Raw genomic sequence first — 14,669 nt, forward strand, 5'->3', positions numbered from 1 at the left:
AGTGACGGTCGGCCCGGCCTCCCGCACCGATCTCCCTGTTCGACGAGCCGTATCTCGGCGAGGGCCTAGCGCAGCAGGGTCGACGCGATGGCAGGCAGCCCGGCCGGGGCGCCCGCCCCGAGCAGCGCCTCGAGCGCGTGCAGATCGAGATTCTGCTCCACCAGGTCCGCCAGCAGATCGAGTTGAGCGGTCCGGATCGCGGCGACGTCCGTGTCCGGGGCGGTGACGAAACCGGTTCTCCCCGCGTGCTCGGCCACGTCGTCCAGCAGAAGCCGGCGGAACCGGTCCGTCTCGAGCAGGCCGTGCCAGTGCGTGCCGTACACGGCGCCGCGGATACTGCCCTCCGCGGCGCCGCTGCTCGCGTGGAGCAGCGGCGGATCGCCGTTGCGGCGCACCCGCCCGTGATGGATCTCGTACCCGGACACCGGAACTCCGTGGGCGTCGCCGCGGACCTGCGCGAGCACCTTGTCCGGGGCGAACTCCACCTCGAGGTCGAGCAGTCCCAGCCCGGGCACCGCACCCCGGCCGGATTCGACGTCGTCGACGATGACGGACCCGAGCATCTGGTAGCCGCCGCACACACCGAGAACCGGGCCGCCGCGTTTCGCATGCACGGCGACCGCGTCCGCGATGCCGGTGCGGCGCAACCACTCCAGATCCGACACGGTCGACTTGCTGCCGGGCAGCACGATCAGGTCGGCGGCCTCGAGCCGCGACGGATCGCCGACCCAGCGCACCGCCACGCCCGGTTCGCACGCGAGCGCCTCGACGTCCGTCGAATTGGAGATGCGGGGCAGGCGGATCGCGGCGACGCGCAGCCAGTCGTCGCCGACCGGTGGTGCCGGACGTCCGACCGGGGCATCCCCCACCACACCCAGCGAATCCTCCGCGTCGAGCCACAGGTCCTCGGCGAAGGGGATCACGCCGAGCGTCGGGCGACCCGTCATCGCCGTCAACTGCTCGAGACCCGGCGCCAGCAACGACACGTCGCCGCGGAACTTGTTGATCACGAAACCCGCGATCAACGCCTGGTCCTCCGGCGCGAGGACCGCCACCGTACCGAACAGGTGAGCCAGCACCCCACCGCGGTCGATGTCGCCGACGACGAGCACCGGGAGGTCCGCCGCGCGGGCGAGTCCCATGTTCGCGAGGTCCGTGGCCCGCAGGTTGATCTCGGCGGGAGACCCCGCGCCCTCACACAGCACGACGTCGTATTCGGCGCGCAGCGATTCCAGTTCCTCGGCCACGACCGCGCGCAGGTGCTGCCGGTGCTCGATGTAGTCGCGGGCCCCGACGGACGTGACGGCGCGCCCCCGCACGACCAGTTGTGACGTGCGGTCGCTGCCCGGTTTCAGCAGCACCGGGTTGAAGCGGACGCTCGGCTCGAGTCCGCAGGCCGCGGCCTGCAGGGCCTGCGCCCGGCCGATCTCGCCGCCGTCCAGCGTGACGACGGAGTTGTTCGACATGTTCTGCGCCTTGAACGGCGCCACCCGGACACCCCGCCGCGCCAGCATCCGGCACAGTCCGGCCACGAGCACACTCTTGCCCGCGTCGGACGTGGTGCCGGCGACGAGCAGGGCGCCCCTCCACCGGCTCGCGATCAAGGCAGGGTGAGGATCTCGTTGCCGGTCTCGGTGACCACGATGGTGTGCTCGAACTGGGCCGTCCACTTGCGATCCTTGGTGACCACGGTCCAGTCGTCGTCCCACATGTCCCAGCCGATGTCACCGAGGTTGATCATCGGTTCGATCGTGAACACCATGCCGGGTTCGATGACCGTGTCCACGGAAGGCTCGTCGTAGTGGAGGATGACGAGGCCGTTGTGGAACGTGGTGCCGATGCCGTGTCCGGTGAAGTCGCGGACCACGCCGTATCCGAAGCGGTGCGCGTACGACTCGATGACACGGCCGACGACGTTGAGCGCCCGGCCCGGCTTGACGGCCTTGATGGCCCGCATCGTCGCCTCGTGGGTCCGCTCCACCAGCAACCGGTTCTCCTCGGCGACGTCGCCCGCGAGGAACGTGGCGTTGGTGTCTCCGTGCACGCCGCCGATGTAGGCGGTGACGTCGATGTTGACGATGTCACCGTCCTGGATCACCGTCGAGTCGGGGATGCCGTGGCAGATCACCTCGTTCAGCGAGGTGCAGCACGACTTGGGGAATCCCTTGTAGCCGAGCGTCGACGGATAGGCGCCGTGATCGATCATGTACTCGTGCGCAATGCGGTCGAGTTCGTCGGTGGTGACGCCCGGCGCCACCGCCTTACCGGCCTCCTGCAAGGCCTGCGCGGCGATCTTGCTCGCCACCCGCATGGCCTCGATGGTCTCCGGGGTCTGAACCCACGGCTCGTTGCCTTCCTTGGCCGTGGGCTTCCACGCGTACTCGGGACGCTCGATCCCCGCCGGTACGGCGAGGACGGGAGACACGGTTCCGGGGCTCAGTGCTGTGCGGACAGACATGGGTACCAGGTTAGACCCGCACCTGGCCGGGGCGCCTCGGGACCCGCCGCGCGGGTTCTCAGTCCCGCAGGGTCGTGAGGAATGCGATCCGGTCGCCGCGGTAGAGAGAACGCACCCGTTCGATCGGAACACCGCGGGTGTCGAGCGAGAGCCGGTGGAGCAGCAGCATCGGCATCGCGGTGGTCGAGTCGAGCAGCGCGGCCTCCCGCGGGGAGGCCAGCACGGTCTCGATCCGCTCGGTGGCGGACGCGAACACCACTCCCGTCTCGCGGATCGCCGCGTACAGCGAGGTGCCCGGGTCGAATGCGCGCGCCATCTCCCCGAAGCGGCCTGCGGGCAGGTGGGTGCTCTCGAGCCCGATCTTCTCGTCGTCGGCGAGCAAGACCCGTTCGAGGTGGATCACCGGCGCGCCGATCGCGAGACCGAGCGCCTCGGCGAGGTCGGCGTCGGCGCCGAGTTCCTCGAACGTGACCAGTTCACGCCCGGGCACCCGCCCCTGGCCGACGGCACCCTCGGTGTAGGACCGCAGCGACAGCGGCTGCACGAGCTTGGGGCTGGCGACGACGGTGCCGCGGCCTCGACGCTCGACGCGTCCCTCGACCAGCAGTTCGTGGATGGCCTGCCGTACGGTCTCGCGGGACACCGTGAACCTCAGGGCCAGTTCCCGCTCCGCGGGCACCGCGTCCCCCACCTCGAGTTCGGCGAGGATCGTCTCGAGTTCGGTGCGGACGCGGTAGTACTTGGGGACGTTCGGCACCCGGGTCATCGCGTGACGGCGCCGATCAGCACGGGCTCTCCGGACGCATCGCCGTCGTCGTTCATGCGGCCGAGCGTACCCGAAAATGGTCTATACCAATTGTTCACCTGGCGTTCCCCCAACGGTGGCCCAATGGTCTAGACCAAAGGGCAGGCTCCTCGGCACCGACCCCCTCATCGTTAGGAACACGTCATGCGTCTTCGCCCACGGATCGCCGCAGCCGCTGTGGCCGCGACCGTCCTCACCCTCGGAACCGCTTGCGGCGGAACCGGTACCGCCGCGAGCTCGGGCACCGAGACCGTCACCGTGTACAGCGCCGACGGACTCTCCGGGTGGTACCAGTCGCGTTTCGACGCCTTCACCGACCGGACCGGGATCGCGGTGAACCTCGTGGAAGCCGGATCCGGCGAAGTCGTCTCCCGCCTCGAGAAGGAACAGTCGAACCCGCAGGCCGATGTCGTCGTCACGCTGCCGCCGTTCATCCAGAAGGCGGACGCTCAGGGACTGCTCGTCCCCAGCGGCGTCGACACCTCCGCCGTCCCCGCTGCCGAGACCGACCCGGCCGGCCGCTACGTTCCCGTCGTCGGGAACTACCTGTCCTTCATCGCCAACCCTGCGGCGGCGCCCGCTCCCCGCACCTGGGACGACCTGCTGTCCGACCGGCTCGAGGGCAGGATCCAGTACTCCACCCCCGGTCAGGCCGGCGACGGCACCGCGGTGCTGTTGCTCCTGCAGCACCTGATGGGCAAGGACGGCGCGCTCGGCTACCTCGCGAAGCTCCAGGCCAACAACGTGGGGCCGTCGTCCTCGACGGGCAAGCTGCAGCCGAAGGTCAGCAACGGCGAACTGCTCGTGGCCAACGGCGACGTCCAGATGAACCTCACCTCCATCGCCGACGACGGCTCGACGTTCGACCTCTTCTTCCCCGCTGCCGCCGACGGCACCCGCACCACCGTCGCCCTGCCGTACGTGATGGGCCTGGCGAAGGGCGCGCCGCGTAGCGAGCAGGGCAGGCAGTTGATGGAGTTCCTGCTGTCCGAGGAGTCACAGAAGACGGTCGCCGACGAGGCGCGCGGCGTGTCGGTCCGCGAGGACGTGCGCGCCGCCGCGAGCGACAGCGCCCCGGCGCGCGCCCTGCAGGGCGTCCAGGTGTGGTCGCCGAACTGGAACGACGTACTCACCGAACTCGATTCGGACGTCGCCGCGTACCAGAAGGCCACCGGGAGCTGATCGTGTCGGGAATTCCCACCGGGCGGACGCACCCGTCCCACACCCCCGCGGTCCGCGGGGCCACCGAGTACTCCGCACCCGCCATTACGTTCGACCGGGTCACCGTCGCCTACGGACGCGGCAGGGGTGCCACCCACGCCCTCGTCGACTTCACCCTCCGCGTCGCCCGCGGTGAAACCGTCGCCCTCCTCGGACCGAGCGGTTCCGGAAAGTCGACCGCGCTGAAGGCCCTCGCCGGATTCGTCCGTCCCACGTCGGGTTCGGTGCGGCTCGGATCACGCGATGTCACCGGGCTTCCGCCTGCGAAACGGGGAATCGGAGTCGTCGTGCAGTCCTACGCGCTGTTCCCGCACATGAAGGTCGCCGACAACGTCGCGTTCGGGCTCCGCGCCCGGCGAGTGCCGCGCGCGGAGATCGGCGCGCGGGTGGCGGAGGCCCTCGAGATGGTCGGCATGGCCGCCTACGGCAAGCGCCTGCCCCGCGAACTGTCCGGCGGACAGCAGCAGCGGATCGCGATCGCCCGGGCTCTGGCGATCCGGCCCGCGGTCCTGCTGCTCGACGAACCACTCGCCGCCCTCGACGCGCAGTTGCGCGAGAGCATGCTCGGCGAGCTCACCCGGTTGCGGGCGGCCCTGCCCGACACGGCGATGCTCTACGTCACCCACGACCAGGGCGAGGCGCTGGCGCTGGCCGACCGGATCGCCGTCATGCGCAACTCCCGGCTCGCGGACGTCGACACCGCCGAGAACCTGTGGACGCGGCCGCCCAGCAGTTTCACCGCGGAATTCCTCGGCGGCGCCAACCTGTTGCCGTGCACCGTCACCCGCGTGATCGGAACGTCGGCGCTCGTGTCCATCGGCGGCGTCCCCGTCACCGCGACGGCCCCGCAACCCGACATCGGACACGTCGCGTGGGAGTCGGACCTGCCCGCGTTCCTGTGCGTCCGCCCGCACGCGGTCAGGCTGACGGCGCCCGGCGCGAAGGGATCGTTCGCGGCGCGGATCGTCTCGACGGTGTGGCGCGGGTCGACCACACGGATCACCCTCGCCGTCGACGAACTCGAGGGCGTGCAGGTGGACGCGGACGTCGCCGGTCACGACCAGCGCACACCGGGCGCCGTCGTCGGCGTCCAGTTCCCCTCCGACGGCAGCGTCCTGGTGCCGGCGGCATGACCGCGACACTCGAACGTCCGCCCACCGAGGCGGCCCCGCCCCGGCCCGAACCGGTCCGGTGGCGCGCCATCGCCTGGACGCTCCCACCCCTGCTGCTCGTCCTCGGATTCGCCGTCTACCCGATGGCGCGGGTGCTCACCGAATCTCTCGACTCCGGCACCGGTTCCGGTCTGGACACCTGGTCCGGCGTCCTCTGCTCGGAACTGTTCCGCACGGCGCTGTGGCGGACGGTGCAGATCGCCGCCCTCTCGACGCTCGGCTGCCTGGTCCTCGGCACATTCCTCGCGCTGGTGCTGGCGTTCGTCCCGTTCGCGGGATCGAATGTCGTGGGGCGGCTGATCGACGCGGTGCTGTCGCTGCCGTCGTTCCTGATCACCCTGGCGTTCACGTTCCTCTACGGCACCGCCGGGGCGGTCAACGCACTGATCGCGCGGATCACCGGCGACGCCGACGGGCCGCTGAACTTCGTCGGCACCCCACTCGGGGTGATCGCCGCCGAGATCACGTTCTTCACCCCGTTCGTCGTTCGCCCCCTGCTCGCCGCGTTCACCCAGATCCCCCGCGAACAACTCGACGTCGCCGCCAGTCTCGGGGCGTCGCCGCTGCGGGTGCTGCGGACCGTCGTGATGCCGGAGGCCTGGCCCGCGCTGCTGGCCGGTGGCTCGCTTGTGCTGCTGCTCACCCTCAACGAGTTCGGCATCGTCCTGTTCACGGGCGCCAAGGACGTGGTGACACTGCCCGTCCTGATCTACACACGCGGCATCGTCACGTTCGACCTGCCGGGCGCGGCCGTGATCGCCACGGTCCAAGTGGCGTTGTCGCTGGCCCTGTACTGCACGTACCGATTTCTGTTCGCGACCCTGACGGGAGGCAGCCGTGCTGCTGTGGACGACAAGAGCTAGGGCGCTGGCCCTGAGCCTGTTCGGCCTCGTGGTGGCCGTCGTCTTCGCGGCACCGATCGCCACCGTCGTCGCCGCCGGCCTCGCCGGATCCTGGACGGGCCCACTGCCCTCGGACCTCGGTGGCCGGAACTTCGCGGCGGCAGTGTCCGACGAGAATCTCGCCAGCCTCACCGTCAGCCTGCAGACGGCGTTCATCGCGGGCGCACTGGCACTCGCGGTCGGGACGTGGGCGGCACTGGCGGCGCGGGAGGCGCCGGCGTGGTTGCGCCGCGTCACCGACGCCGTCTTCCACCTGCCGATCGCGATCCCGTCCGTCGCGATCGGTCTCGGTCTGCTGATCGCGTTCAACGCGCGGCCGCTGCTGCTCGGCGGAACCAAGTGGATCGTGATCCTGGCGCACACCATCCTCGTGCTGGCGTTCACGTTCAGTGCCGTCTCGGCGGCACTGGACCGGCTCGATCCCGCGTACCGGCAGGCCGCCGAATCCCTCGGCGTCGGCCCCGGCCGCGTCCTGCTGCGGATCACCCTGCCGCTGCTGCTCCCGGCCCTCGGTGCGGCGGCCGGCCTGTCGATCGCACTGTCGATGGGCGAACTGGGCGCGACCGTGATGTTGTATCCGGCGACCTGGAAGACGTTGCCGGTGAGCATCTTCGGTCTCACCGACCGCGGCCGGGTGTTCCTCGCCGCGGCCGACACCACCCTGCTGCTGGCGGTCACCCTGCTCGCCCTGCTGGTCGTCGGCCGCCTCCGCAGGCGCTGACGCGCCCGTGCGTGGTTAACGAGTCCTGACACTCCTCAACCGCGCACGGGCGGCGGAGCCGCCTACTACTTCTGGCGGAGCAGGTACCGCTGCACCTTGCCGCTGGGGGTCTTCGGCAGGCTCGGGACGAAGTGCACGGTGCGCGGGTAGGCGTGCGCGGCGAACTTCTTCTTCACCAGCGTCTGCAGTTCGACCTCCAGTTCGCCGGTCCCGTCGATGCCGTCGCGCAGGACGACGAACGCCTCGAGCACCTCACCGCGCAGTTCGTCGGGCATCCCGACGACCGCCGCCTCGACGACGTGGTCGTGCATGACGAGCACACTCTCGACGTCGAACGGCCCGATCCGGTAGCCGGCCATGATGATCACGTCGTCGTCGCGGGCGGAGAAGAAGTAGAAGCCGTCCTCGTCGGTCTGGCCGGCGTCGCCGGTGAGGTACCAGCGACCGTCGGCGGTGAACCGCTGCGCGGTCTTCTCCGGCGCGTCGACGTAGCCGGTGAACCACATCAGCGGACTGGCCAGGGTGTCGATGGCGACCCGTCCCGGGGTGCGCGGCGGGGCGATGGCGTCGGAATCGTCCGCGAGGACGGCGCACGCCCACCCCGGCAGGGGTTTGCCCATGGAGCCCTCGCGCACCTCGTCCCGCAGCCCGTCGGCCCAGGCGTTGGCGATGAACATGCCGTGTTCGGTCTGGCCGTAATGGTCGCGGACGAACACGTTCAGGTTGGCCTCGGCCCACGAGATCACGTCGGGGGTGAGGGGTTCACCCGCCGACGACGCCCGCCGCAGTTTCACCGTCTCGGGGATCGGTGTGGGATCGGCACGCAGGCTGCGGTAGACCGTGGGCGCGGCAGCGAAGTTGGTGACGCCGAAGCGCTCCATCACCTGCCAGGTGAGGGGCGCGGAGAACCCGGCGTGCAGCAGAATGCTGCGGGTGCCCGCGGCGAGCGGGCCGAGCAGCGCATAGTACAGGCCGTACGCCCAGCCGGGGTCGGCGGCGTTCCAGAACACGTCGTCCTTGCGGACGTCGAGGCCGAACTCCTGGTAGGCGTGGAACGACGCGAGTGCGCGCAGGGGCACCGGAACGCCCTTCGGGGTTCCGGTCGTGCCACTGGTGAACAACTGGACGAGGGGTCCCGCGCCGCCGACCGTGACGGCCGCGCCCTTCGCGTCCGCCACGTCGCGCGATTCCACGAGCGTCGCGAAATCGAGCGCGCCGGAGCCGCCACCCACGACGACGACCTGCCACGACGCGTCCGCGGGAATGTCCTCCCCCGGGGCCAGCTTGTCGACCTGATTGGCGTCGGAGACGACGACCTTCGCGCCGCTGGCACCGAGCCGGAACGCGATCGCCGGCGGCGCGAACGCGGTGAACAGGGGGACGTGGACGGCGCCCCGGCGCCAGATCCCGAGCAGCGCGACGACCAGTTCCGCCGACTTGCCCATCAGCGTCGCGACGTGATCACCCGGCTGCACCCCGAGGTCCGCGAGTGCGGCGGCAAACCGTGTCGACTGCTCGCGCAGGTAGCCGTAGGTGAGGTCCGTCGACGACAGGTCGGCTTCGACGACGGTGAACGCCACGTCGTCGGCGGGGTGTCGATCACACAGCAGTTCCGCGGCGGACGCCGTCGGCGTGTCGTACTGGTCCAGCAGTTCACGCACGCGTGCGGCGGGATCGGTGGTCATGCGGTACTCCTCGTGTTCTCATGGCCAGGTAAAGAGGTCGGGCCGTCACCCGAACCCACTACGGTTATGATCTAGCTCACAGACCGCCGTGACTACCCCCGGAAAGGGGTGACGACTTGGTTGCTCGTGCACCGTCGCTGCTGCGCCCTCGGGACGGGGACGCACTGCGTGGTGAGCTGCGCGCCATCGCAGCTCACGGCGTTGCGCCGGTCCTGTTCGCCGGCGAGGTCCAGGACGACACCCTCCATCTCAGCGAGTTCGTCGGCACCCGCACCAACAACCTCAAGGGGCTCGCCATCCCGGCGCGGTCCGGACTGGGCGGCCGCGTGGTCGCCCAGCGCACACCCGTGTCGGTCAACGACTACGGCAGAGCCTCGACCATCACGCACCACTACGACCGGCCCGTCCTCAGCGAGGGACTCCGCTCCATCCTGGCGGTGCCCGTGATGGTGCACGGCAGTTCGCGCGCGGTGCTGTACGCCGCCATCCGCGATTGCGCGCCGATCGGCGACCGCACCGCGGACATCGTCGTCGCGGCGTCGCGGCGCCTCGGTACCGAGATCGCCATCCGGGACGAGGTCGATCGCCGCCTCGAGATGATGAAGACGCTCGAGGGCAACGGCGCAGGCGGCGCCACCACCGAGGAACTCCGGGACATCCACGCGGAACTGCGGAGTGTCGCGCAGACCGTCACCGACACCTCGCTGCAGGCCCGACTCCGTGGGCTGTCGCAGAGGCTGGCCGGGATCCTGCGGCCCGACACGGGCGGCGCCGACGAGGACCCCGGCATCCACCTCACTCCGCGTGAGATCGACGTCCTGTCCCACGTCGCCCTGGGGTGCACCAACAGTGAAGCCGCACAGCGACTCTCGGTCGGGCCCGAGACGGTGAAGAGTTATCTGCGCAGCGCCATGAGCAAGCTCGACGCACGGTCGCGGCACGAGGCGGTGGTCACCGCGCGCAGGCTCGGGCTGCTCCCCTAGCGAACGCGCCTCCTCGAACGAGGGGCGCAGGCGGTAGCGAAAGGCGGTGGGTCATGGGATCGACAACGGACGCCACGAATTCGAACACCCCGGGTTCGAACTCGCCCGAACAACCGAGCCTCAAACGGGTCATGGGCCCGGGTCTGCTCCTGTTGTTCATCGTCGGCGACATCCTCGGCACCGGCATCTACGCGCTCACCGGCAAGGTGGCCAATCAGGTCGGGGGCGCGGTGTGGCTGCCGTTCCTGGTGGCGTTCGTGGTCGCGATCATCACCGCGTTCAGTTACCTGGAGTTGGTCACGAAGTACCCGAAGGCCGCCGGCGCCGCGCTGTACACGCACAAGGCGTTCGGGGTGCACTTCCTCACGTACATGGTCGCGTTCGCCGTGATGTGCTCGGGAATCACGTCCGCGTCGACGGCGTCGCGGGCGTTCGCGGCCAATTTCGTCGAGGCGTTCCACCTCGACTTCTCCACCGGGATCGGCATCACCCTGCTCGGTCTCGGATTCATGACGCTGGTGGGTCTCGTCAACTTCCGCGGGGTCAGCGAGAGCGTCAAGACCAACGTCGTGCTCACCTGCGTCGAACTGTCCGGACTCCTGATCATCATCATGATCGGGTTGTGGGCCCTCGGCGTCGGCGACGGCGACTTCTCGCGAGTCACCACGTTCGACACGGGCGACCGATCCGCGCTCGGCGCGGTCGTCGCGGGAACCGCCCTCGCGTTCTTCGCGATGGTCGGGTTCGAGGACTCGGTCAACATGGCCGAGGAATGCAAGGAACCGAGCCGCATCTTCCCGAAGGTCCTGCTGACCGGTCTCATCATCACGGGCTGCATCTACGTGTTCGTGTCGGTCACCGCGATCGCGCTGGTGCCGGTGGCCGAACTCGGCGAGGGCGACACTCCGCTGCTGAAGGTCGTTCAGGCCGGGGCGCCCGGCTTCCCGATCGGGATCTTCGCGTTCATCACCATGTTCGCCGTCGCCAACACGGCGCTGATCAACATGCTGATGGCGAGCCGGCTGCTGTACGGCATGAGCCGGGAGGGCGTCCTGCCACCCCCGCTCGGCCGCGTGCACTCCACGAGGCGCACCCCGTACGTGGCGATCGTCTTCACGACGCTCCTCGCGTTCGGCCTCATCACGTTCGTCGGTGAGGTCCCCGAACTGGGCGGCACGACGGCGCTGCTGCTGCTGGGCGTGTTCACCATCGTCAATGTCACCGTGCTCGTCCTGCGCAGGCAACCGGTGGAGCACAAGCATTTCCGGGTACCGACCATCCTGCCCATCATCGGCGCCCTCACGTGCGGCTTCCTCGTCACTCCTTTCGCCGACCGCCCCGCGGTGCAGTACCAGATCGCGGGCATCCTCCTCGGAATCGGTGTCGTGCTGTGGGCCGGGACCGTCGTCGTGAACAAGAGGCTCGGCAGGGGCGGGCCCGAGATCGACCCCGAGAAACTCGCCGAGCACGAGTGAAACGGCAGTACTGGTTTTCGCATCCGCGACCGGCCGTTCGCCGCTCAGTGCAGCGAGAGGAACAGTTCGACCGACCCGTCCGGATGATGCACCTCCAGATCCTCGGTGAACGCGCGTTCGATCCGGCCGCGCGCCGCCGCGTAGTCGGCGACGCTCCACGTCTCGGCGAGCGCGTCCGGTTCCGATTCGTCCTCGCACCGGAATCGGGCGAAGTAGCCGGACCGCACACGAACCAGGACGTCGCCGGGCTCCATCTTGTCGGTCGAATCGCACGGGTATCCGACGACGACCGTGAACGTGCGCGGCGGCGGGGATGCCGCGTAGACGACGAAGATCTCGGAGATCCCCCGATCCCTGATCCGCTCCACCGTGAAGTCGACGAGTTCCCGGCCCGGCCCCGGACGCCCTGGTTTTCCTTCGGGGATGGTCAGGCCCACGAACGATTCGGCCTGCCTCTTGACGATTTCGATCATCGCTACTCACCTGGTGCCTTCGACGGTCCGGCGGACCCGTCCACACGGATAGGGATGTACAGGTCGACGGCGTAGGCGTGCGGATACGCCTCGAGGTCGCCGGTGTACGTCCGCTCGATGTCGCCGTGCGCCTCCGCCTCGCTGACCTGCGCCCACAGCCGCAACATGACGTCCGGGAACATGCCCCGCGAGGAGAACTTCGCGTACGTGCCGGGCGGGATCCGCGAAATGACGTGGCCCCGCGTGGCGTCGTCCACCGTCGCGCACTCGTACCCGACGATCTGGGTGTAATACGACTCGACGTCGGGCGCGAAGTCGATGTAGGTGGACGCGAGCGGCCCGCCGACCTCGTGGTGGAGCACCCTCGTCCAGGCGCGGTCGAGACGAGGGTCGCTCAGCTGTCCCAACGCCCGCCGGGGGCTGCGCACGGGCAGCCCGGCCACGAGGGTTTCGCCGCGCTCGATGATCTCGAATGACATGTCAGATCGCGTCCTCGAGCACGTGTGCGTCGCGAACGCCGACGCAGGGCACCCCTCGAGCCCGCGCCAGCTGCATCGCCATCGCATCGGATGGCGAACAGAGTCCGTCCAGAACGTCCTCGGTCGCGATCGCGCAGACGACGTCCCCCTCACATTCGGTGATCGATTCGACTCCACGGTCGGAAGCCCACTGCCGCAACGCAACCCACCGCGTCAGCTCGGTGCCGGCGCCCGGGCGCCCGACGAACAACACCCGCCGGGTGCGGTTCGCGGTCTCCGCGCAATTCGCTTCTGCACTGATGGTCATGGTCCGACTTCCTGTCCACGTTGGCTTTTCGATCCCGGCTGTGCGGGTTCTTCCTTCTGCAACCAACTATGGACGGCGCCGACGGTGAAGTCTGTCCACCGATCAGCCCCCGAACAGGATGAATTCCGCGTCCCCCGATCGGTGGACAGCGGCCGGGTCAGTACCCCTCGGGCAGGGCGGCGAACATGTCGCGGGTGACGGCGACGGCGTTGTCGGAACTGCCGCCGCGCACCACCAGTGTCGCGAACGCCAGGTCGCCGCGGTATCCGACGAACCAGGCGTGCGAGCCGCCCTCGACCTCGGCCTCACCGGTCTTGCCGTACACCTCGCCCTGATCTTCGATCCGCTCGGCGGTACCGCTCGTCACCACGAGGCGCATCATTCCGCGCAGCCCGTCGACCATCTCCGGGCTGATCGGCGGATGTTCCCCGTCGATCTTGGTTTCCCGCCCCGCAATCAACCGCGGCACGGGCGTCGTACCGTGTGCGATGGTCGCCGCGGCCAACGCCATCCCGAACGGACTGACCACCACCTTGCCCTGACCGAACCCGTCCTCGGTCCGCTGCACCAGGTCGTCGGCGGGCGGCACCGAACCCGAGTCGGTGGGCAGGCCGACCACGTCGTAGTCGGGCCCGATTCCGTACTGCGATGCCGCGACCGTCAGTGCGTCGGGCCGCATCTCGCTGGCGAGTTTCGCGAACGACGTGTTGCACGAACGGGCGAACGCCGTCGCCATGGGCACGGTGCCGAGCGCGAATTCGTTGTAGTTCGGGACGCTGCGTTCACCGATCTCGATGCGTCCGGGACACGGCACCATCGTGTCGGGTGTCGCGATGCCCGAGGAGATCGCGGCGCCGGCGGTGATGATCTTGAACGTCGAACCGGGCGGATACAGGCCGGTGAGCGCAACCGGTCCGTCCTTGTCCGCCGCCTTGTTCTGCGCGACGGCCAGCACGTCGCCGGTCGACGGCTGGATGACGACCATCATGGTCTGGTCGGTGCGGGCATTGACGGCGTTCTGCGCGGCGATCTGGATAGGACGGTCCAGGCTGATCGAGAACGACGGGGAGGTCTGCGGCGCCGTCTCGGTGAGCACGTCCGTGTCCACCCCGTTCTGGTTGACCGTGACCACGCTCCAGCCGGCCTTGCCGTCGACTTCGTCGATCACGGTCTTCTTCACCTGGCCGACCAGATCCGGTGCGAAGTTCCGGTCGGTCGCGACGAGGTCCGCCTCGTCGGACACGCTCACCCCGGGAATGGCGCCGAGCACACCGGCGACCTGTTCGTAATCGTCCGACCGCAACCGGGTGACGAGGTAGTCGCCCTTGACCGCCGTCGCCGATTCGGCGATCGACTGCGCGGTGAGCGTGGTGTCGAACGTGACGAGCGCCGACGCGAGGGACTGGGCGCTGCCGATCACGTTGCCCGACTGCGCCGCATCGAACTTCACGCGGTACACCACGCCGGGGACGAGGACGTCCGAACCGGAATGCTCGTTGACCCGCGCCCGGGGGGCTGCGGTGGACCGCAGCGACATCGTCTGCCGGTCCCCCAGCCGGGGATGGACGTTGGTGGAACTCCACCGCACGGCCCAGTCGCCGCCGCGCCGCCCCATCTGCAGTTCACCCGAATACGTCCAGACCCGGTTCTTCGGCAGATGCCATTCGTACGTGTACCCGACGGTGGCCGTGTCACCGCTGACGTCGACGTCCGTCGTCCGGGCGTCGAGCGACTCGGCCTGCAGCGACGTCCACGCGGACTCGAGGGCCTGGCGGGCCACGTCCGGCCGGTCCGACAGGTCGGCGGCCTGCTCCGAATCCTGCTCGGCGAACGCCGTCAGAAACGCCTGCGCCGCCGGTTCCGGACCGTCCGGTCTCGGCGTGCACGCGGCGAGACCCACCGTCAGCACAGCGGCGCCGCAGAGGGCGATCGACTGGACGACGCGGGAGCGAGAGTGTGGCCGCAGGTTCATCGCCGCCCATGCTATG

The 14,669-nt window shown here is 69.4% G+C and carries 14 protein-coding genes; 6 read left to right on the forward strand and 8 right to left on the reverse strand.

Annotation, left to right across the window (positions count from 1 at the left end; translation table 11 throughout):
* Positions 1-65 precede the first annotated feature (65 nt).
* The 3 genes from P3H15_RS22615 to P3H15_RS22625 are packed head-to-tail and all read right to left on the reverse strand — an operon-like array spanning position 66 to position 3,224.
* Positions 66-1,604: a cobyric acid synthase gene (locus P3H15_RS22615; RefSeq protein WP_276139286.1), complete on the reverse strand. Its 1,539-nt coding sequence runs from the start codon at positions 1,602-1,604 to the stop codon at positions 66-68.
* A complete protein-coding gene (gene map / locus P3H15_RS22620; protein ID WP_072937841.1) occupies positions 1,601-2,458 on the reverse strand; it encodes a type I methionyl aminopeptidase in 858 nt (285 codons plus the stop codon). The genes P3H15_RS22615 and map overlap by 4 nt, the downstream gene beginning before the upstream one ends.
* 58 nt (positions 2,459-2,516) lie before the next feature.
* Complete coding sequence (locus P3H15_RS22625) at positions 2,517-3,224, reverse strand: GntR family transcriptional regulator (protein WP_276139287.1); 708 nt, start codon at positions 3,222-3,224, stop codon at positions 2,517-2,519.
* Between the two features lie 183 nt (positions 3,225-3,407).
* Between P3H15_RS22625 and P3H15_RS22630 the strand changes: the two genes are divergently transcribed.
* Genes P3H15_RS22630 through P3H15_RS22645 form a run of 4 tightly spaced genes read left to right on the forward strand, consistent with a single transcriptional unit; the run spans position 3,408 to position 7,279 of the window.
* The gene (locus P3H15_RS22630; RefSeq protein WP_276139288.1) at positions 3,408-4,445 is read left to right on the forward strand and encodes a 2-aminoethylphosphonate ABC transporter substrate-binding protein; all 1,038 of its coding nucleotides are present in this window, start codon (positions 3,408-3,410) and stop codon (positions 4,443-4,445) included.
* Between the two features lie 2 nt (positions 4,446-4,447).
* On the forward strand, positions 4,448-5,617 hold the full coding sequence (locus P3H15_RS22635; RefSeq protein ID WP_276139289.1) for an ABC transporter ATP-binding protein: 1,170 nt from the start codon (positions 4,448-4,450) through the stop codon (positions 5,615-5,617).
* A complete protein-coding gene (locus tag P3H15_RS22640; protein ID WP_276139290.1) occupies positions 5,614-6,519 on the forward strand; it encodes a 2-aminoethylphosphonate ABC transporter permease subunit in 906 nt (301 codons plus the stop codon). Before P3H15_RS22635 ends, P3H15_RS22640 begins: the two co-directional genes overlap by 4 nt.
* Positions 6,494-7,279, forward strand: a complete 786-nt coding sequence (locus P3H15_RS22645; RefSeq protein WP_276139291.1) for an iron ABC transporter permease — start codon at positions 6,494-6,496, stop codon at positions 7,277-7,279. The genes P3H15_RS22640 and P3H15_RS22645 overlap by 26 nt, the downstream gene beginning before the upstream one ends.
* A gap of 65 nt (positions 7,280-7,344) precedes the next feature.
* On the opposite strand, the gene P3H15_RS22650 is transcribed toward P3H15_RS22645, so the two are convergent.
* Complete coding sequence (locus P3H15_RS22650; protein ID WP_276139292.1) at positions 7,345-8,964, reverse strand: AMP-binding protein; 1,620 nt, start codon at positions 8,962-8,964, stop codon at positions 7,345-7,347.
* A gap of 116 nt (positions 8,965-9,080) precedes the next feature.
* Between P3H15_RS22650 and P3H15_RS22655 the strand changes: the two genes are divergently transcribed.
* Both P3H15_RS22655 and P3H15_RS22660 read left to right on the forward strand, forming a co-directional pair.
* The gene (locus tag P3H15_RS22655; RefSeq protein WP_276139293.1) at positions 9,081-9,947 is read left to right on the forward strand and encodes a LuxR C-terminal-related transcriptional regulator; all 867 of its coding nucleotides are present in this window, start codon (positions 9,081-9,083) and stop codon (positions 9,945-9,947) included.
* A gap of 53 nt (positions 9,948-10,000) precedes the next feature.
* Positions 10,001-11,422, forward strand: a complete 1,422-nt coding sequence (locus tag P3H15_RS22660; RefSeq protein ID WP_276139294.1) for an APC family permease — start codon at positions 10,001-10,003, stop codon at positions 11,420-11,422.
* A 44-nt stretch (positions 11,423-11,466) separates the two neighbouring features.
* Here P3H15_RS22660 and P3H15_RS22665 read toward each other — a convergent pair whose 3' ends face one another.
* The 4 genes from P3H15_RS22665 to P3H15_RS22680 form a co-directional block, all read right to left on the reverse strand.
* Entirely contained in the window at positions 11,467-11,895 is a 429-nt protein-coding gene (locus P3H15_RS22665) for an AraC family transcriptional regulator (RefSeq protein WP_276139295.1), read from the reverse strand.
* Positions 11,896-11,897: 2 nt separating this feature from the next.
* Complete coding sequence (locus P3H15_RS22670) at positions 11,898-12,374, reverse strand: GyrI-like domain-containing protein (RefSeq protein ID WP_276139296.1); 477 nt, start codon at positions 12,372-12,374, stop codon at positions 11,898-11,900.
* A gap of 1 nt (position 12,375) precedes the next feature.
* A complete protein-coding gene (locus P3H15_RS22675) occupies positions 12,376-12,681 on the reverse strand; it encodes a hypothetical protein (RefSeq protein ID WP_276139297.1) in 306 nt (101 codons plus the stop codon).
* Between the two features lie 157 nt (positions 12,682-12,838).
* Positions 12,839-14,653, reverse strand: a complete 1,815-nt coding sequence (locus tag P3H15_RS22680) for a penicillin-binding transpeptidase domain-containing protein (RefSeq protein WP_276139360.1) — start codon at positions 14,651-14,653, stop codon at positions 12,839-12,841.
* Positions 14,654-14,669: the final 16 nt, after the last annotated feature.

Origin of the sequence: Rhodococcus sp. T2V (assembly GCF_029269925.1) — a bacterium.
Lineage (GTDB): Bacteria > Actinomycetota > Actinomycetes > Mycobacteriales > Mycobacteriaceae > Rhodococcus_F > Rhodococcus_F koreensis.